Raw genomic sequence first — 19425 nt, forward strand, 5'->3', positions numbered from 1 at the left:
CATATTCTGGTGGCGGAAGACGAATTTCTGATCGCCGACGATCTGCGGATCGAACTGGGCGAGGCTGACGCGGTGGTGCTGGGCCCGGTCGGCACGCTCCGGGAGGCTTTGGAAATGGCCCGGTCCGAACGACGGATCGACGGGGCCATTCTCGACGTCAATCTTGGCGGGAACCTGGCCTATCCGGTCGCCGACATCCTGATCGAACGCGGAATACCGCTGATCTTCACGACGGGATATGATGGAGGGGCCTTGCCGACCCGCTTCGCAACCGTGGCCCGCTGCGAAAAGCCGACAACCATCACCAGGATCGCGCAAGCGATCGGGCGGGTGATCCATCGGGAATGACCTCACTACGGGAGAGCAGCTCGGTTTTCGCTTCGATCCATGGAATCCGAAACTGGCCTGTCACCCATATTGTGGGGTACATCGCAGCCCCGATATCACGAGGTGCAAGTCGCATGATGTACAAAGCCCTGACCATCGCGGTGCTGTTGTCGCCCCTGACCATCGGCGTCGCCCAGGCCGAGCCCGATCCGGGCAAGAAGGCCTGCGTCGCCGAGGCGCGGCGGCTGTGCCCGATGGAGATGAAGTCGATGAGCCGCAAGAAGGTCGAGGCCTGCATGATCCAGAAGATCGATCAGACCTCGCCCACCTGTCACGCCGCGATGCTGCGGATCAAGGCCGAGCGGGAGGCCGCTACGACCCGGCGCTGAGGCCCAGCGCACGGTTCTCCGCGCCGATCCGCACATACAGCATCGCCGCGTTTAGGACGGTGAACAGCGCGGCAATGCCGACCAGTCCGAAGGTGAGGGGCAGCACCGCGATCTCGGCGGTGACGACCGCGTAATTGGGGTGGCGCAGGAAACGGAACGGCCCCCGGGCGACCAGCGACGCGCCCGGCAGGACGATGATCCTCGTCGTCCAGCGCGGACCCAGGGTTGCCAGCACCCAGATCCGCATCCCCTGCAAGACGGCGAAGACCAGGAGCAACGGCCAGGAGACCGTCCGGCCGCCCACGCTGAACCACAGCGCGACCAACCACGCGGTATGCATCGCGACCATCACCGGATAATGGCTCGCCCCATATTCGCGCGCACCCGCCGCCATCAGCCGGGCGGTGTTGCGCCGTGCGATGACCAGCTCGCTCAATCGCTGGAGCGTGACGAACGCCATGATGGCATAGGGCAGGATCATCGATTGCACTCCAGGACCAGCGAAGAGGCGGTAAAGCCTGGCCCCAAGGCGCTCAGCAGAGAGCGGAGCGGCAGGCCTTCCCGGCGATAACGGTCCAGCACGAACAGCACGGTCGGCGCGGACATGTTGCCATGGTCGCGAAGAACCGCACGTTCCTGCGCCAGTGCGCCATGCTCCAGACCAAGGGCGATCTCCAGCGCGTCCAGCACGCGCGCCCCGCCGGGATGGCAGATGAAACGGTCGATATCCGACAGGGCGAACCTCTGCGCCTTCAGCATGCCGGTTACGGCCTGACGCATCTCGCGCTCGACAAAGGTCGGGATCGCGCGGTTCAGGACCACGGCCAGCCCCGTCTGCTCGGTGCGCCACCCCATGATGTCGAGCGTGTCGTTCCAGCTGTGTTCCGCGCTGCCGACGATCTGGGCAAAGCCTTCGTCGCCGGTTCGCAGCAGGCACGCCGCCGCGCCGTCACCGAACAGCGCGGTGGAGATCAGGTCGGCCTTGTCCGCGCCGTTGGTCCTCAGCGCCAGGCTGCACAGTTCGACCGTGACGAACAGCACCGTCGAACCCGGCCGCGCGCGGGCCAGATCGGCGGCAAGCGCCAGCCCGGTGGCGCCGCCCGCACAGCCCAGGCCGAAGACCGGCACCCGCCGCACATCGTTCCGGAACGACAGATGCGCCATGGCCCGCGCCTCCAGGCTGGGCGTGGCGATCCCCGTCGAGGAGACGGTGACGATGGCATCGACGTCGCCGGCTTCCAATCCGGCCTCCTCCAGCGCGCCACCGGCAGCGGCGACGAACAGGTCGAGCGCGACGTCGAGATAGGCGGCGCTCCGCTCCTCGAACGAGCGGGGCGTATGATACCAGTCGAGCGGCATGGCCAACTGGCGCTCGGCGATGCCCGCATGGTCGAAGACGGGCGCCAGCCGGTCGAAATCGGCAAAGCGGTCGCCGATCAACGCCCGCGCCGTGGCGAGGGCCTGATCCTGGGACAGTCGATGATGGGGCGTGCGTGTCGCAAGCGACAAAAGGGCAACCGGTTGAGACATGCACCGTCCGAGTAGCCGGTCAACCGGCGGAAATGGATACCGGAGCGCAACGATCCGCGTCGCGGCTTGTTCAACCTGTCGAAAAATACAGGACGGGGTCGACGGATGGCAGGCGTAGCGACGATATGACACCCGCGACTGCATCGCCCGCCTCCGAGCCGGAGACGGCCGGGTTCGCCGCCTGGGGCGGCTTCACCTTCATGTGCCTCGGCATGTTCATGGCGATCCTGGACGTGCAGATCGTCGCGACCTCGCTGCCGACGATCCAGGCCGCGCTGCGTATCGCGCCCGACCGGATGGTCTGGATCCAGACCGCCTATCTGACCGCCGAGATCGTCGCGATCCCGCTGACGGGGTATCTGACCGACGTGCTGGGGATGCGGCGACTGTTCGTCGGCGCGGTCAGCCTGTTCACGCTGGCCTCGATCGGGTGCGCGATGAGCGGTAGTTTCGAAAGCCTGATCCTGTGGCGGGTCGTGCAGGGCTTTTCGGGCGGCACGCTGATCCCCATCGTGTTTTCCGCCGTCTTCCTGCTGTTTCCGGTGCGGGTACAGGGGCTGGCGACCACCATCGCCGGGGTGGCCGCCGTTCTGGCCCCGACCATCGGGCCGATCGTCGGCGGATGGGTGACGCAATCCTTTTCGTGGCACTGGCTGTTCCGCATCAACATCGTGCCGGGTATCGTCGCGGCGCTGGGCGTGGCGTGGCTGTTGCGCGGGCAGGCGGCGGTCGAGCGATCGGACACGCGCCGTAGCATCGACATCGTGGCGCTGGTCCTGCTCGCCGCCGCGCTCGTCGCGTTGCAGATCGGGTTGAAGGACGCGCCGATGCGTGGCTGGGGCGATGCGCGCGTGTTGGGCTTGCTGGCCGTCTTCGTGACCTGCGGGATCGGGTTCGTCGTACGGACATGGCGCGCGGCGGTGCCGCTGGTCGAACTGCGCTGCTTTGCCGACCGCAATTTCGCGATCGGATGCCTGTTCAGCTTCGTCTTGGGGTTTGGTCTGTTCGGCTCGACCTATCTGATGCCCTTCTTCCTGGGACTGGTGCGCGAGCATGGCGCGCTGCGCATCGGCCAGATCATGCTGGTCACCGGCATCGCCCAACTGGTGAGCGCGCCCATCGCGGTCTGGGCCGAGCGGCGGGTCGACCCGCGCTGGCTGACCGCCTTCGGCTTCGGCTTGTTCGCGATCGGCCTGCTGATGAGCATGAGCCAGACCGCGCAGACCGATTTCCACGCGATGATCCTGCCCCAGGTGGTGCGGGGTGCGGCGATCATGTTCTGCCTGTTGCCGCCGACCCGCATGGCGCTGGGCCGGTTGCCGCGCACGCTGGTCGCGGACGGCAGCGGGCTGTTCAACCTGATGCGCAATCTGGGCGGTGCGGTCGGGCTGGCACTGGTCGACACGATGATCTTCAGCCGCGCCGCGACCGAGGGGCGCCATATCGCCAGCCGCCTTCAGGCGGGTGACCTCGACACGGCGCTGCGCATCGGCATCCCCAAGGACGCCTTTCTGGAACAGCGCGGCCAGCCGCTCGACGATTTCGCCGTCGAGATGGTGCGGCCGCTGGTGGAAAAGGCCGCGCTCGTCCCCGCCGTCAACGCGGCCTGGGCGATGTGCGGGGTGCTGACCGCCATCGTCCTGCTCGCGGTCCTGTGGGTCCGGCGTACCCCCGTCGAATGACGCGGAGTATCCGACCCCTAAGGGCCCGACGCATTTCCCATTATCGATCGGGGTCGACACCGGCGTCGCTGGACGCGTTGCCGATCAGTATCTCCATGGCGTGACGGGCGGCCCGCCCGTCGCCTTCGATCAAAGCGGCGTACACCGCATGGTGATCCGGCATAGGGTCGCGATACTGACGGCGCTCGTCCCTGGCGAAGCGGGTCGTCCACTCGACCGCCGCCGCGATCGAAGAGGACAGGGTCATCAACGGCTCGTTCCGCGTGGCCTCCAGGATCGTCAGGTGAAAGGCCTGATCCGCCGCCCGCCCGGCAGGGTCGAGCAGGCCATAGCGCTCCATCTCTCCCAGGGCATGGCCCATGCGTGCCAGCTGCCGCTCGTCACGCCGCCGGGCCGCGAACATGGCGGCGGACGGTTCGACGATGCTGCGCAGTTCGAAGATGCTGGCGATGAATTCGGGCGTCGGTCCCCCCTCGAACATCCAGCCCAGGACGTCGAGGTCGAGCATGTTCCACTTGGCCCGTTCGGTCACCCGCGTGACACTCTTCACGCGGTTGACGATAAGACCCTTGGCCGCCAGGATTCGCAGCGCCTCGCGATACGCCCCGCGTGAAACGCCGTTCTCGCTGCTGTAGCGCTCTTCGCTGACGAGCGCAGTGCCGGGGGCCATCCTGCCGCTCACGATCGCCACCCCCAATTCATGGGCAATCCCCCCACGTATGTCGGTCGGGCGGCTTTTGCGAACGAAGTCAGGGGCGTCATCGGCAGTCATATCAACACCATGATGACGACAGCCGGTATGCGTCAAGCGCGACCGCTGTCGGGTCCAATGTCTTACAAGATTGCGAACGGATAAGATACGATAAAGTCCCAATTCTTTGTCGTTGTGAAATCTGGTACTACAAGTTATGGTTGCGGCGTGAGGCGGTGGCATACCGCTTGGGGAGAGGGGCTATGGCGAGGCAGGGGATAGGTGTCGCGCTGCTCAAGGCGATCGTGCGAAACGGAACCGCGCCGCTCCGGTTTGCGGTTCGTACGGCGTCGGAAGGCGCAGTGGAGCCGTTCGCCGCCGCTGAGCCCTATTCCCGCCAGTCATCACGCTTTCGCAGCGGACCTTCGTGTCCCCGTTCGATCCCCAACGCCATTATGGAGATAAGGTCATGAGATATTTCAGCGGCTTGTCGGTCGCCATGAGCGCGTTGCTGATGTCCGCGCCGTCGCACGGGCAGTCTGCCCCGGCGGCGGTGGCGGCGCCACGACCCGTGGCCGTCTCGGTGGATGCGTCCAAGACGGTCGGGGCGTTGCCGCCGTCGTGGCGGTTCTTCGGAGCGGACGAACCGAACTATGCGACGATGAAGGACGGCGAGAAGCTGCTGGTGCAACTGGGCGACCTGCGGCGCGGCGAGGTGTATTTCCGGGCGCACAACCTGCTGAACACCGGCGACGGCACACCGGCGTTCAAATGGGGCAGCACCAACATCTATCGGGAGACCAAGGACGGCAAGCCGATCTATGACTGGACCAATATCGACCGCATCATCGACACCTATATCGCGCGGGGCGTGAAGCCGTACCTCCAGATCGGCTTCATGCCGGAGGCGATGTCGACGGCCCCGGCGGGGACGCCGTACCGGCACAACTGGCGTCCGGGCTTCGACTATAAATACATCATCACCGGCTGGGCCTATCCGCCCAAGGATTATGACAAGTGGCGCGAGCTGGTCTATCAATGGACCCGCCACAATGTCGAACGCTATGGCCGTGCCGAGGTCGAACGCTGGTATTTCGAGGTCTGGAACGAACCGAACGGAGCCTATTGGCAGGGCACGCCGGAAGAGTTCTACAAGCTGCACGACTATGCCATCGATGGCGTTCGCCGCGCGCTACCCACGGCGCGGGTCGGCGGCATGGATTCGGCGGGTCCCGGTGGCAGCTTCATGGACGGCTTCCTGCGCCATGTGACCAGCGGCAAGAATTACGCGACCGGCCAGGTCGGAACGCCGACGGACTTCCTGGCCTTCCATGCCAAGGGGGACCCGAAGTTTGTGGACGGCCATGTCCGCATGGGTCTCGACGTTCACCTTCGCGGCGTGAACGGCGGCTTCGACAAGACGCTGTCCATGCCAGCGCTGGCGTCCAAGCCGGTCGTGATCGGCGAAAGCGATCCCGAGGGCTGCGCGGCGTGCCCCGGCCTCAAGAACGGCTATCGCAACGGCACCATGTATTCCAGCTATACGGCGGCCAGCTTCCCGCGCATCTGGGCCCTGGCGAAGCGGCGCAACGTCAATCTGGAAGGCGTGCTGACCTGGGCGTTTGAGTTCGAGGACCAGCCCTGGTTCGCGGGGTATCGCCAGCTGTCGTCCAACGGCATCGACCTGCCCGTGCTCAACATATTCCGCATGTTCGCGAAGCTGGGAACCGACCAACTGGCCGCAACGAGCGATGCGGAGCTGCCGCTGGACGAGGTCATGGCCAAAGGCGTGCGGGGGCAGGCGGATGTCGGCACGCTCGCCACGCGGACCAAGGACGGCCAGGTCGCAGTCCTCCTGTGGCACTATCACGATGACGACGTGCCCGGGCCGAGTGCGGCGATCCGCCTGACGATCCGGGGCGTCCGTGGCCGGGCCCCGACGGCGACGCTGTTCCGCGTCGATGAGGACAACGCCAATGCCTTTTCCGCCTGGAAGAAGATGGGGTCGCCGCTGAATCCCAACGTCACGCAATATGCCGCGCTGGAGAAGGCATCGGCGATGCAGCCGCAGCCCATCACCCTGACGTCCGAGGCGCGCGACACGGTTACCACGTCGATCACGGTGCCCAGACAGGGCGTCGCGCTGGTCGTGTTGAATGCGCGTTGATACCCCGATTGCCACACGGTCATGGGGGATCGCGCTGCTGGTGGCGACGGCGATCGCCATCAGCTATCTCGATCGACAGACACTGCCCTGGGTGATCGGGCATATCCAGAAGGATATCCCGATCGGCAACCAGACCAAGGCGCTGCTCGATTCCGCGTTCCTGGCGACCTATGGCTTGATGTATCTGGGGGGTGGCTGGCTGCTCGACCGGGTGGGAACGCGGGTCGGCTTCGTGGCGATCATGGCGTTCTGGTCGCTGGCCTGCGCCAGTCATGGGCTGGCGGGCGGGGTGGTGGCGCTGGTCGCCAGTCGGCTGCTCCTGGGCATCGGCGAGGGCGGGGGCTTTCCCGCCGCCACACGGGCCATTGCCGAGCGTTTCACGCCCCGCGCCCGTGCGACCGCGATGGGTATCGTGAATGCCGGGACATCGGTCGGCGCGGTCATCGCCCCGCCGCTGATCGCGTTGCTGCTCGCCCAGGCGAACTGGTTCGGCCTGGCGAGCTGGCGCTGGGTGTTCTTCGTGACCGGCGCGCTGGGGCTGGTCTGGGCGGTGTCGTGGGCCGTATCCTATCGCGATCCGCTCCCGGAGGCGGCTGTGCCGGACCATCCCGCGAAGGCGCCGACGGTTCGTGCGCTTCTTGCCCGGCGTGAGGTCGCCGGTATCGTCGGTGCCAAGTTCCTGAGCGACGGCGCCTGGTATTTCTACCTGTTCTGGCTGCCCAAATATCTGTTTGAGGTGCATCATTTCGACCTCAAACAGGCCGCGACGCTGGGCTGGATTCCCTATGCGGCGGCGGGGGGCGGCAGTATCGGCGCAGGCTGGCTTTCGAGCCGACTGCTCGCACGCGGCATGTCCGTCAACGCCGCCCGCAAGATCGCGCTGGCCGCCTGCGCCGCGTGCATGCCCTGGGTGATGCTGGTGCCGCAGGCGCAAACGGTGGGGATGGTGCTGGCCATCTTCAGCCTGGCCTTTTTCGGCCAGCAGGGCTGGTCGACCCTGGTCATGACGCTGCCGACCGACATGATCTCGCGCGCGGCGCTGGGGCGTCTTGCGGGATTGGTCGGCATGGGCGGCGCGTTCGGCGGCATCGTCATGGGCCAGGCAGCGGGGTGGGCGCTCGACCATGGCCATGGCTATGCCCCCGTGCTGGCGGTCACCGCCTCGCTCCATGTCCTGGCCTTCGCGCTGATCTGTCTGGCGGTTCCGCGCATCCAACAACTCGATCGTGAAGGAAACACCGCGTGAAGATCACCGAAGTCCGCACCCGAGTCGTGCAGTGGAAGGGCCGCACACAGGCCCTGCCGCCCCATTTCTGCACCAATCCGATGGATGCCGTTTCGCCCATGCTCTCGCCCGAGACGATGGGCAGCTTCACCTTCCACGGCTGGCTGATCGTCGAGATATTCACCGATACCGGGCTGGTCGGCATCGGCAATGCCGCGCTGGCCCCGATGGTCGCCAAGCAGATCATCGACGGTGCGCTGGCACCGCTGTTGATCGGCTGCAATCCCTGGGACACCGAGTTCCTGTGGCAGCACATGTACCGTAAGACGATGGCGTTCGGGCGCAAGGGCGTGGTGATGGCCGCGATCTCCGCCATCGACATCGCGCTGTGGGACCTGATGGGCAAGGACGCCCGGCAGCCCTGTTTCCGCCTGATGGGCGGACGCACCCGGCCGCATATTCCCGTCTATGCCAGCCGCCTCTATTCCGTGCCGCTCGACGAGCTGGCCGAGGAAGCCCGACGCTATAAGGCGCAAGGCTTCGGCGCGATGAAGCTGCGTTTCGGCTGGGGCCCGGACGACGGTGCGGCGGGTATGGCACGCAATGTCGAGCTGGTGCGTACGGTGCGCGAAGCCGTGGGCGATGAGATCGACGTGATGGCCGATGCCTATATGGGCTGGAGCCTCGACTATGCGAAGCGGATGATGCGGCTGATCGAGCCGTTCAACCTGCGCTGGCTGGAAGAGGCGATCATCCCCGACGATATCCATGGCTATCACGAGCTGCGCCGTTTCGGATCGACGCCGATCGCGGCGGGTGAGCATGAGTTCACCAGCTATGGCTTCCGCCAGCTGATCGAGGCTCGCGCGCTGGATTACATCCAGTTCGACACGAACCGCGTCGGCGGCCTGACCGCCGCCCGCAAGATCCAGGCGCTGGCCGAGGCGCATGGCATCCCGGTCGTACCGCATGCCGGGCAGATGCATAATTATCACGTCGTGATGGCCAGCCTGAACTCGCCGATCGCGGAATATTTTCCAAAGGTCGACGTGGAAGTGGGCAACGAGCTGTTCTGGTATATTTTCAAGGGCGAGCCCGTCGCGCAGGATGGCTATATCAGGCTGTCCGATGATCTTCCCGGCCTGGGGCTGGAGATCGACGAGGCCGCACTCCTGCAATTCGAGGTGACGCAATGACGATCCGCAATGTGGCCCTGCTGGGCCTGGGCATCATGGGCGGCGGCATGGCGCGCCAGCTGCTGGAGGCGGGGTTCCACGTCACCGTGTGGAACCGCTCGAAGGACAAGGCCGCCTCGCTGGCAACCGCCGGGGCGTACGTTGCCGAGACACCGGCCGATGCGGTGGCGCAGGCGGATGTCGCGGTCGGGATGCTGTCGAGCGACGATGCCTCCCGCGCCGTTTGGCTGGACGCGGGGGCGCTGGCGGCGATGCGCCCCGGCAGCATCCTGATCGAGGCGAGCACGCTGACGATCGACTGGGTGCGCGAGCTGGCCGCCGCCGCCAAGGGGCGCGGTATCGGCTTTCTCGATGCGCCGGTCACGGGAAGCAAGGTGCAGGCTGCGTCGGGGCAGCTGCGCTTCCTCGTTGGGGGTGCCGCGTCCGATGTGGAGACGGCCCAACCCGTTCTGGCGGCGATGGGCAGCGAAACCATCCATCTGGGCGATACCGGCAGCGGCGCGCTGTTGAAGCTGGTCAACAATTTCCTGTGCGGCGTGCAGATCGCCAGTCTGGCGGAAGCCGTCGCGATGATCGAGCGGAGCGGGTTGGATGTCGACCGTGCGGTCGGCCTGCTGGCCAGTGGCGCGCCGGGCAGTCCGTTGCTGGGTGCGGTCGCGGGGCGGATGCTTCAGCGTGCCTATGACCCGCAATTCCTGATCCCGCTGATGGCCAAGGACCTGTCCTATGCCCAGGCGGCGTTCGATGCGCAGGGTATCGATCTCGCCAGCGCCGCTGCGGCACGCGCTCGGTTCGAGGCGGCTGCTGCGGCCGGGCGGGCGAACGAGGATATCGCCGCCGTCGTCGAGCCGCTTCGCCCCCGGCATTCCTGACACCCGTATTCCGCGTCTTTGCCAAGGATTTCATCTCCCGTGCTTCATCGCATCCCACCCCTCGTCCTGCCGCTTGCCACGCTGGCGATGACCCTGACCGCCTGCGGCAAGGCGGAGGAAAACGGCCCCACGGCAAGTTCCGCGGAAGCGCCGGTCAATTACGGGAACGCCAAGCCCGCGACGTCCAAGCCGTTCCGTACCGAGGCGATCGCGACGTTCGACGATCCCTGGGCGCTCACCTTTGTCGGCAACGACCGCATGCTGGTCACCGAAAAGCCGGGCAAGCTGTGGCTGGTGACGAAGGCGGGGGCCAAGACCCCGGTCGGCGGCGTGCCGGTGGTTCATCATGAAGGGCAGGGCGGCCTGCTCTTCGTGATCGCATCGCCGACCTTCGCACAGGATCGTCAGGTCTATCTGACCTATGCCGAGCCGGGCGAAGGCGGCGACGGGCTGGCCCTCGCGCGCGCGACGCTGATGGAGGGGGCAGGGGGCGCCTCGCTGGCGGACCTGTCGGTGATCTGGCGGCAACTGCCGCGCGGGGCGGGCGGACAATTCGGCGGCTATATCGCCTTTTCGCCGGACGGCCAGCATCTGTTCCTGACGGTGGGCGAGCGGCAGCGTTTCACCCCGGCGCAAGACCCCGATCAGGCGCTCGGAAAGATCCTGCGCCTGACCCTGGACGGCAAGCCCGCGCCCGGCAATCCGGCGGCGGGCAAGACCGGCGCGACGAGCATCGGCATCATCGATCCGCCCGAGGATACGGTCGCCGCCGCCACCGCCAAGGTCCGGCAGGCGACGATGCCCGCGCCCAACCTGACCCCGGCCGAAACCTGGGTGAGCGGCCTGCGCAATCCCTACGGCCTCGCCTTCGACGATCAGGGGCGGCTGTGGGAAACCGAGATGGGGCCAAAGGGCGGCGACGAACTCAACCTGATCGAACCCGGCGCCAATTACGGCTGGCCGCTGGTCTCCTATGGCGACAATTACAACGACAAGCCGATCCCGCGTCCCGACGCCAAGCCGCAGTTCCGGCAACCGGCGCTCTATTGGAACCCGGTCATCGCACCTGCGGGCTTCACCTTCTATCGGGGCAACATGTTCCCCGAATGGCGGGGTTCGGCCTTTGTCGGCGGGCTGGGATCGAACCTGCTGGTGCAGATCACGTTCGACGGCATCAAGCCACGGGAAGCGGCACGCTGGGACATGGGGGCCCGCATCCGTTTCGTGACGGCCGGTCCGGATGGCGCCTTGTGGGTGTTGGAGGATGGCGATGGCGGCCGGTTGCTGCGATTGTCGTCGCGACGCTCGGCGTAAGTCGCCGGATCGTCGGGCCGGAGGAAGATCGCCCGGCGGTCTTACCCGCGCTTGTTGATGGGCACCGTCCGTTCCCGCTTTTCAGGGCGGGGCGGACGGTCGTCATTCCCCGCTGCCCGGCAGCGGGCTGGGACGTGCGACCCGACAGATGGTCCGTCCTGTCATTCTGCAACCGGTCGCGGTCATAGGCATTCTGTTCCATGAGCACGGTGCCGATAGTGATCGATTAATGAAATCTGTCAGGCCCGAAAAATCGCTTGGACAGCATGTTGTCCGATGCGGCACCTTCGCTCCCATAGGAACACCGGTTGGAAGAGGACACCGACATGGCCGATTACGAACAGCCCAAGGGCAGCGGTTGCCCGATGGGCGGCAAGGGCGGCGGCGAGGTCAAGGCGCGGTCGCTGCTGGGGCGGACCAACAAGGACTGGTGGCCCGATGCGCTGCCGATCGACATGCTGCACCAGCACGGCATCTCGCCCGATCCGATGGGCGAGGATTTCGACTATGCCGAGGCGTTCAACACGCTCGACTATGCCGCGGTCAAGGCGGACCTGCTCGCGCTGATGACCGACAGCAAGCCCTGGTGGCCGGCGGACTATGGCCATTATGGGCCCTTCATGATCCGCATGGCCTGGCACGCCGCCGGCACCTATCGTGTGACCGATGGGCGCGGCGGGTCGTCCTCGGGGCAGCAGCGTTTCGAGCCGCTCAACTCGTGGCCGGACAACGGCAATCTCGACAAGGCGCGGCGCCTGCTTTGGCCGATCAAGCAGAAATACGGCAAGCATATCAGCTGGGCCGATCTGTTCATCCTGGCGGGCAATGTCGCGATCGAGAGCATGGGCGGCCCGACTTTCGGCTTCGCGGGCGGCCGCAAGGATGTCTATGCGTCGGAGGGTGACACCTTCTGGGGCGCCGAGGAGCTGTGGGTCGACGAAGGTGCGCAGACCCGCATCACCGAGGAACTGCCCGAGCTCGAAGGACCGCTCGCCGCGATCCAGATGGGCCTCATCTACGTCAACCCCGAAGGTCCCGGCGGCAATCCCGACCCGCTGACCTCGGCGCGCGACATGAAGGCGACGTTCCAGCGCATGGCCATGAACTCGGAAGAGACGGTGGCGCTGACCGCCGGTGGCCACGCCTTCGGCAAGGCGCATGGTGCCAAGCCTCCCACGGGCTTCAAGAACCCCGCCTCGGAAGCGATCCACCAGCAAGGTCTCGGCTGGCTGACCGACAGCGAGGAGATCGGCCGGGGCCATATCACGACCTCGGGTATCGAGGGTGCCTGGTCGAACAATCCGACCCAGTGGACCGGCGACTATCTGCGGCTGTTGTTCAAGTACGACTATGAGCTGACGCAGAGCCCGGCGGGTGCCAAGCAGTGGACCCCGGTCAACCCTGATCCGGAGGACATGGCCCCCGACGCACGCGACCCGAACAAGCGCGTGCCCACGATCATGACCACCGCCGACATGGCGTTGAAGATGGATCCCGAGTTCCGCGAGATCGCGCTGCGTTTCCGCGACGATCAGTCGGCGCTCGACGATGCGTTTGCCCGCGCCTGGTTCAAGCTGACCCACCGCGACATGGGGCCGAAGATCCGCTATCTCGGGCCGGAAGCTCCCGAAGAGACGCTGATCTGGCAGGATCCCGTGCCCGAAGGCACGGCACCGTCGGATGCGGCCGTGGCCGCGTTCAAGGACGCGGTGCTGTCCAGCGGATTGACGGTCGCGCAACTGGTCAAGACCGCCTGGGCCTCGGCGTCGACCTATCGCCGGTCGGACCATCGCGGCGGCGCCAACGGCGCGCGCATCGCGCTGGCCCCGCAGAAGGACTGGGCGGTCAACGAGCCCGAACAGCTCCAGACGGTGCTGGCCAAGCTGAACGAACTGCGCGGCGACATGTCGCTGGCTGACGCGATCGTGCTGGCGGGTTCGGCGGCGGTCGAGAAGGCGGCGCGTGATGCCGGGTTCGACGTCAGCGTCCCGTTCCTTGGCGGTCGCGGCGATGCGACGCAGGAATGGACCGATGTCGAAAGCTTCAAGTGGATGGAGCCGCAGGCCGATGGTTTCCGCAACTATCTGAAGACCCGCAACCCGGTGAAGACCGAGGAGCTGCTGCTCGACCGGGCGGCGCTGCTGGGCCTGTCCGCGCCGGAGATGACCGTGCTGGTCGGTGGCCTGCGCGTGCTGGGCGCGAATTTCGGCGATGCACCGGAAGGCGTGCTGACCGATCGTCCGGGTCAGCTGACCAACGACTTCTTCGTCAACCTGCTCGACAATGATACCTTCTGGGATCTGGTCGATGCGTCGAGCGACGAGAAGTTCATTGGCTATGACCGTGGCGGTCGCCAGGAAAAGTGGCGCGCGACGCGGACCGACCTGATCTTCGGCTCCAACTCGCAGCTGCGCGCGACCGCCGAGGTCTATGCCGAGAACGGGCATGAGGAAAAGTTCGTGCGCGACTTCGTGCGGGCCTGGGTGAAGGTGATGAACGCCGATCGCTTCGACGTGACCGCCAAGCCGGTGTCGGCCAACCAGGCCAGCTAAGCCCGTCGATTGCCTTGCGGGGGCGCGGTGCACCGGACTTGGGTCCGGGCACCGTGCCCCTTTTTCGTGCCCGCTACGCCGTCCGATAGGGGAGGGGCGAAGAAACGGCTTCGTGCGCGTCGATGCGAATGCTATCCCGAGGTTCGATCAGAGGATGATATGACGCAAATTGCTGGTTCCGGCGACTATGTTATCGATGAGGTGCAGAAGATCGTCCGGGCGCATGTCCCCGGGGCGACGTGCGCGCTGCTGGACTATGGCAAGCGGATCGGATGCGGTGAGCTTGACGAGCATGGCAATCTTCACGAGGTGCGGTGGTTGCGCCGCGAACTGGACGACGAACAGGTCGCCAAGGACGCCGAGCGCATGGCGCGCCTGATCGCCGAGGCTAACGGGTCAATCCCGACGGATCGCTAGGCGGCGATGGCATAGCGTCGGCAGTGTTCGAGATAGCCCGTTTCGTGACTGCCGGAGAGCGTGACGACGCTTTCCCAGAGCCATGACGGCGTGTCGAGCGTACCGCTCCGATCCGCTTCGATCATCGCCAGCCATTCGGAGCGGGCGGCCGCGTCCATCTGACGCGCATGGGCGGTTCCGACGACGAAAGCCAGATGCCGGGCGGCGCGAACCGCCTCGCCCTGGCTGAACTGATCGACCTCCAGTTTCATGTCGTGCGGGGTCAGTTCGCGGATGAAGAGCGAGCGGTCCAGCATCGTGACGGGCATCATCCGCTCGCCGAGATAGGGGGACAAATGGCGGGCCGCGGTCACCACCCGCTCCGCAGGGTCGCTCGGCATTTCCGCGCCGGGCGCTGCGGGGGCGATGGGATCGGTCGCCTCCTTCAGATCGACCAGCGCGTACGACCAGTTACCCTTGCGCGTCCGGAGCGCCACGATCGCGGCGTAGCGCAGCAGGCCGAGCGAACTGCACCCCTTCATCCAATAGGCAGCGTCGACCAGCCGGACTTCGCGGTCCTGCGGCTTGCCCTTCAGCGACAGCACCATGGCACCGACCCGTTCGTCGGCGAACAGCGCGGTCAGTGCCTCGCGTTCGTCGGGCGACAACTCCCAGAATTTCTTGCCCAGCGGGATAAGCGGTTCGACCGCGTCCAGCCTTTCCTTGGCCAGATGGCGCCAGCGCCGACCCAGGGCCTCACGCTCGACGCTGCGGACGATCTCGGAGTCGAGGTCGGGATCGTCGCGATCGGGACCGCGAAAGGCCGTGGCATAGCCTTCGACCATCGCCTCCATCATGCGCATGGTCACGACACCGGGCAGGTCGGAGCCGCGCGCCGCCGTGGCCAGCGACAGGCCGAGCCGGATGAGGTCATGGGCGGGATTGCCGATTACGGCTTGGTCGAGATCGCGGATCTGGATTTCCACCGAGCCACGGCCATCGGCGACCGGCCCCAGATTGCCCAGATGGCAGTCGCCGCAAATCCAGATCGCCGGTCCCTGGGGCACCCGCCGCGCCGTCTTGGACGCTGCCAGCCATTCGTAGAATTTCGCCGTGTTGCCGCGGACATAGGCATGGGCGGATCGCGCCATCTTCAGCGTACGACGGGCTTCGAGAATGGCATTGCGATCGGCGGGAAAGGGCATGTGTGACGGGACCTCGAACGAGTTACTTCACGACAACGTGACGGCGCGCCGAAAGTAACAAAACATTGCTGGCGGCGCGATTTGGGCTGTCGCCACATAAGCGATATCGGGCCGGCACAAGCACCGGCTTGCGGTACGCTATATCGTATCATACAGCGGCGGCTTCATGTCGGTCCCCTTTGAAAGTGCTGCCTTGCAGACCAAGCGTGCTCCCCTTCTCGGCCTTTTGCTGCTGACGACGGCAGGCAGTCTGAATGCGCAGCAGCCCGCGCGCCTGCCGCCGACACTGCCATGGTCCGGGAAGAGCGAAGCCCTGGTCGCAAAGGCGGGCGATCCCTGGATCACCCCGGTCGAGGCATCGGGTTTCCGGACGACGCCGCGCTATGCCGAGGTGAGGGCATGGCTCGCACGTCTGCAAGCGGCGTCACCCTTCATCCGCGTCGAGACGTTCGGCCAAACCACCCAGGGGCGCGAGATGATCTATGTCCGCGCCAGCAAGGGGGGTGCGGGCAAGCCCGTCGTGCTGGTGCAGGGCGGCATCCACTCGGGCGAGATCGACGGCAAGGATGCCGGGCTGATGCTGCTGCGCGATATTGCGCTGCGCGGGAAGGACAATCTGCTCGATCAGGTCGATCTGGTGTTCGTGCCGATCTACAATATCGACGGGCATGAACAGAGGAGCGTCTACAACTATCCGCATATCCGGGGCCCGGCCGAAAAGGGGCGGGATGCCAATGCGCGTAATATCGACCTCAATCGCGATTACGCCAAGCTGGATGCGCCGGAATCGCGCGCGATGATCGGCCTGATCCGCGCGCTCGACCCGATCCTCTATATCGACTGTCATGTCAGTGAAGGCTTCGACATGCAGTATGACGTGACCTTCACCTATGCCGGTTGGGGCACCTATGCGCGGCACCGTGCCACCGCCGACTGGCTGGAGGGTCGCTTCGGTCCGGCGGTTTCGACCGCGCTGACGGCGGCGGGGCATATTCCGATCATCTATCCCAGCCCGATCGATACGCGGCACCCGGAAAAGGGCATACGCTACAGCCCCGAAGGGCCGCGCTATTCGACCGGCTATGGCGATTTCATCGGCATGCCGACCGTGCTGGTCGAGAACCATATGCTCAAACCCTATCGTCAGCGCGTTCTGGGGACCTATGTCCTGCTGGAAGCCGCGCTGAAGGTCGCCGCCACCGATCACGCCCGTATCGCCCAGGCCAAGGCCGCCGACCGGGCGAGCCGCCCCACCGAGTTGCTGACACGGTGGAAACCCGCCGCCGCGCCGATCGGCTGGATCGAGAATTTCAAGGGCGTCGCATTCGACACCTATCGATCACCCGCCTCCGGGCGCGACGAGCAGCGTTGGCTGGGCAAGCCGATCACCTTCCGGATGCCGATCATCGGGCAGCAGCCGGTCGAAATCGTTCGCCTGCCCAAGGCCTGGTGGATTCCGCCCGAGCAGACCGAGGTGATCGAACGGCTCCGCCTGCACGGCATCCGGTTCGAGACAATACAGGCGCCGCAGATCCGCAAGCTCGACCGGGTCGAACTGATCGACCCGAAGCTGTCCCAGCCCAATGAGGGACGCTATCCGATCACCGCACGCTTCGCCCATGCCAGTGTCGAGCAGGAGATGTCGGCGGGCAGTGTCCGTGTTCCGGCCGACCAACCGCTGGGCTTGCTGGCCGCCGCCCTGTTGGAACCCGAAAGCCAGGACTCGTTCCTGGCCTGGGGCTTTTTCCCGGAGATGCTGGCACCGGCGCCCAATACCGACGCCTATGTGCTCGCCGCTCTGGGAGAGCGACTTCTCGACACTGATGCCGATGTGAAGCGTCGCTTTGAGCAGAAGATCAAGGAAGAGCCCGCCTTCGCCGCCGACGCGGACGCCCGGCTGGCCTGGCTTTATGCCGAGGCCGGGCCGGGGCATCCCTATCCGCTTCGTTACCCGATCGCGCGCGAGGTGGACTGACGCGCGGCGTCAGACCGCGCGCGCCCGCTCCTCGACGATACGCTCGAGCATCGACAGCGGCATCGCGCCCGCTTCCAGCACGTCGTGGAAATGCTTCAGGTCGAAACGGCTGCCAGCGATCGCCCTGGCCTTTTCGCGGGCCCGCAGCCAGGCGGCATGGCCGATCTTGTAGCTGCAGGCTTGGCCGGGCGAGACGCAGTAGCGCTCAACCTCGCGCTGCGAACGGCCGGGGGCGAAGCCGACCGTGTCGACAAGATATTTGGTCGCCTGGTCGTGCGTCCAGCGCTTGGTATGGATGCCCGTATCGACCACCAGTCGCGCGGCCCGGAACAGGAAGGACTGGAGATAGCCCGCGCGTTCGACGGGTGAGGCATAGCCGCCCAGTTCGTCGGCCAATTGCTCGGCATAAAGCGCCCAGCCTTCGAGATAGGCATTGAAGAAAGCGATCTTGCGCAACGGATGGGTCGGCGCACGCTGGGCGGTCGAGATCTGAAGGTGATGGCCCGGCACGCCCTCATGATAGGTCAGGCTGGGCAGCGTGTATTTCGGCCAGTCGTGGACGTTCTTGAGGTTGATCCAGTAAATGGCGGCGCGCGAACCATCGAGCGGGGCGCGGAAATAATAGCCGTTGGGCGCGCCGTCCTGGATTTCGGGCGCGACGCGGCGGATTTCCAGCGCGGCATTGGGCGGGTTCGTGAACGCCTGGGGCAGGCGGGCCTGCATCGCCTTTACGCTGGCGTTGAGACTGGCAAGCAGTTCGGCGCGCCCGGCGTCGTCATCGGCGTATAGCTGCGCAGGCTGGCGGTTGAGCTGATCGAGGCGCGCACCGACGCTGCCTTGGGTCAGACCCTGGCCGCGCAGGATCGTGTCGAGCTGGGCGGTCAGCTCGGCGACCTGCTGCAGGCCCATGCGATGCACCGCATCGGGTGACAGGGTGGTGGTGGTCGCCTGGGCGAGCGCCGCGGCATACATCGCCTCGCCATCGGGCAGCGCCCATATGCCCGCGGCGCTGCGGGCCGAGGGGCGTAGCGAGCGCAGCAGGGCGATCTGGCGGTCGAGCGCGGGATAGACCTGTTCCGCCACGATCCGGGTCGCGCGCGCCTTCCAGTCACCGCCGATATTCGCCGCGTCGGTGCGGCGGGTCAGCGCCTGGACCAGCTGGCTGTTGGCGGCGGCGGGCGACCGCAGCTTCGCCATCTGGCCCAGCGCGAGGTCGAGTGAGAAGTCGGGCGCTAGGCGGCCCTTGGCGGCTTCACGCCGCTGCACGTCGGTTTCGTTGTCGAGCTGACGCCCCATCAAGGCGAGCCGGTCGAGATAGGCCTCGGCATCGTCCGCGGTCTTCACCGGATGGGTCGAGGCCAGAAAGTCGGGCAGCGAGAAATACACGCCGTCCTGCTGCGAGATCGGATAGGGTCCCTGGGGCGAGGACAAGCCGAACTGCTCCGGGCCGATCATGTTCGACTTGATGTTGTAGAGCACGACCTCACGATCGATCCGCGCCTGGGGCGATAGGGAGGCGGGGTCGACAGCGGTGACGAGTGCAAGCGCCTTGCGGCTGCGGGCCAGGTTCTTGGCGATCGCGCCATAGCTGTTGTCGCCCAGCTGGTGGCGAAGGTCGGCATTCCGGCCGGTGTCCAGACCCAGTGAGGTCGCGAATTCGGGCGACTCGCGCACCGTCTCCGCCAGGACCTGATCGAAGGCGGTGTTCAATCGCGCGTCGCCAGGCGACTGCGCGAAGGCGGACCGCACGGGCAACATGGTCAGCCCGGCGGTGGCCGCGCCGGACATAATGAAGTTGCGACGATCCATGCCGTTTTTCCCCGTTATAAAGCTATTTACGGGAAGCTAGGCGACAAAGTGGCTGCTGGGCAAGCGGGCATATGATGCGGATCGTCCGTGTAAAT

Annotated in this window: 16 protein-coding genes; 11 read left to right on the forward strand and 5 right to left on the reverse strand. The window is 66.0% G+C overall.

Features of this window, described 5'->3' with window-relative positions; all coding sequences use genetic code 11:
* The first annotated feature begins 9 nt into the window (after positions 1 to 9).
* Together ACWKSV_RS03415 and ACWKSV_RS03420 are read left to right on the forward strand one after the other, a co-directional pair.
* On the forward strand, positions 10 to 348 hold the full coding sequence (locus ACWKSV_RS03415; RefSeq protein ID WP_237243327.1) for a response regulator: 339 nt from the start codon (positions 10 to 12) through the stop codon (positions 346 to 348).
* Positions 349 to 461: 113 nt separating this feature from the next.
* Positions 462 to 716 (forward strand): hypothetical protein, encoded by a 255-nt coding sequence (locus tag ACWKSV_RS03420; protein WP_076715873.1) that lies wholly within the window; start codon positions 462 to 464, stop codon positions 714 to 716.
* Here ACWKSV_RS03420 and ACWKSV_RS03425 read toward each other — a convergent pair.
* The gene (locus tag ACWKSV_RS03425) at positions 700 to 1197 is read right to left on the reverse strand and encodes an isoprenylcysteine carboxyl methyltransferase family protein (RefSeq protein WP_076715877.1); all 498 of its coding nucleotides are present in this window, start codon (positions 1195 to 1197) and stop codon (positions 700 to 702) included. The two genes, ACWKSV_RS03420 and ACWKSV_RS03425, sit on opposite strands and share 17 nt — an antisense overlap.
* Entirely contained in the window at positions 1194 to 2246 is a 1053-nt protein-coding gene (locus tag ACWKSV_RS03430; RefSeq protein ID WP_076715878.1) for a type III polyketide synthase, read from the reverse strand. Before ACWKSV_RS03430 ends, ACWKSV_RS03425 begins: the two co-directional genes overlap by 4 nt.
* A gap of 125 nt (positions 2247 to 2371) precedes the next feature.
* Here ACWKSV_RS03430 and ACWKSV_RS03435 point away from each other — a divergent pair, with 125 nt between their 5' ends.
* Positions 2372 to 3928, forward strand: coding sequence for a DHA2 family efflux MFS transporter permease subunit (locus ACWKSV_RS03435; RefSeq protein ID WP_076715879.1), 1557 nt, complete (start codon positions 2372 to 2374; stop codon positions 3926 to 3928).
* Positions 3929 to 3968: 40 nt separating this feature from the next.
* On the opposite strand, the gene ACWKSV_RS03440 is transcribed toward ACWKSV_RS03435, so the two are convergent.
* The gene (locus tag ACWKSV_RS03440) at positions 3969 to 4700 is read right to left on the reverse strand and encodes a FadR/GntR family transcriptional regulator (protein WP_076715880.1); all 732 of its coding nucleotides are present in this window, start codon (positions 4698 to 4700) and stop codon (positions 3969 to 3971) included.
* Positions 4701 to 5088: 388 nt separating this feature from the next.
* Between ACWKSV_RS03440 and ACWKSV_RS03445 the strand changes: the two genes are divergently transcribed.
* The 7 genes from ACWKSV_RS03445 to ACWKSV_RS03475 all read left to right on the forward strand — a co-directional run bounded on the left by ACWKSV_RS03445 (position 5089) and on the right by ACWKSV_RS03475 (position 14362).
* Positions 5089 to 6786, forward strand: a complete 1698-nt coding sequence (locus ACWKSV_RS03445) for a GH39 family glycosyl hydrolase (protein ID WP_076715881.1) — start codon at positions 5089 to 5091, stop codon at positions 6784 to 6786.
* Complete coding sequence (locus ACWKSV_RS03450) at positions 6776 to 8032, forward strand: MFS transporter (protein ID WP_191864628.1); 1257 nt, start codon at positions 6776 to 6778, stop codon at positions 8030 to 8032. The genes ACWKSV_RS03445 and ACWKSV_RS03450 overlap by 11 nt, the downstream gene beginning before the upstream one ends.
* Entirely contained in the window at positions 8029 to 9207 is a 1179-nt protein-coding gene (locus tag ACWKSV_RS03455) for an L-rhamnonate dehydratase (protein WP_056432666.1), read from the forward strand. The genes ACWKSV_RS03450 and ACWKSV_RS03455 overlap by 4 nt, the downstream gene beginning before the upstream one ends.
* Positions 9204 to 10079 (forward strand): NAD(P)-dependent oxidoreductase, encoded by an 876-nt coding sequence (locus tag ACWKSV_RS03460; RefSeq protein ID WP_076715882.1) that lies wholly within the window; start codon positions 9204 to 9206, stop codon positions 10077 to 10079. The genes ACWKSV_RS03455 and ACWKSV_RS03460 overlap by 4 nt, the downstream gene beginning before the upstream one ends.
* A gap of 39 nt (positions 10080 to 10118) precedes the next feature.
* Positions 10119 to 11393, forward strand: a complete 1275-nt coding sequence (locus ACWKSV_RS03465) for a PQQ-dependent sugar dehydrogenase (protein WP_237243331.1) — start codon at positions 10119 to 10121, stop codon at positions 11391 to 11393.
* A gap of 326 nt (positions 11394 to 11719) precedes the next feature.
* Positions 11720 to 13945, forward strand: coding sequence for a catalase/peroxidase HPI (katG, locus tag ACWKSV_RS03470; RefSeq protein ID WP_076718095.1), 2226 nt, complete (start codon positions 11720 to 11722; stop codon positions 13943 to 13945).
* 159 nt (positions 13946 to 14104) lie between these two features.
* On the forward strand, positions 14105 to 14362 hold the full coding sequence (locus tag ACWKSV_RS03475) for a hypothetical protein (protein WP_076715883.1): 258 nt from the start codon (positions 14105 to 14107) through the stop codon (positions 14360 to 14362).
* Here the strand turns inward: ACWKSV_RS03475 and ACWKSV_RS03480 are convergent.
* Positions 14359 to 15546: a DUF2252 family protein gene (locus tag ACWKSV_RS03480; protein WP_076715884.1), complete on the reverse strand. Its 1188-nt coding sequence runs from the start codon at positions 15544 to 15546 to the stop codon at positions 14359 to 14361. The genes ACWKSV_RS03475 and ACWKSV_RS03480 overlap by 4 nt on opposite strands.
* Positions 15547 to 15712: 166 nt before the next feature.
* Here ACWKSV_RS03480 and ACWKSV_RS03485 point away from each other — a divergent pair, with 166 nt between their 5' ends.
* A complete protein-coding gene (locus ACWKSV_RS03485) occupies positions 15713 to 17521 on the forward strand; it encodes a M14 family metallopeptidase (protein ID WP_076715885.1) in 1809 nt (602 codons plus the stop codon).
* A gap of 9 nt (positions 17522 to 17530) precedes the next feature.
* Here ACWKSV_RS03485 and ACWKSV_RS03490 read toward each other — a convergent pair whose 3' ends face one another.
* Entirely contained in the window at positions 17531 to 19330 is a 1800-nt protein-coding gene (locus ACWKSV_RS03490) for a DUF885 domain-containing protein (RefSeq protein WP_076715886.1), read from the reverse strand.
* Positions 19331 to 19425 lie beyond the last annotated feature (95 nt).

This window comes from Sphingomonas sp. SphC10, from assembly GCF_057004845.1.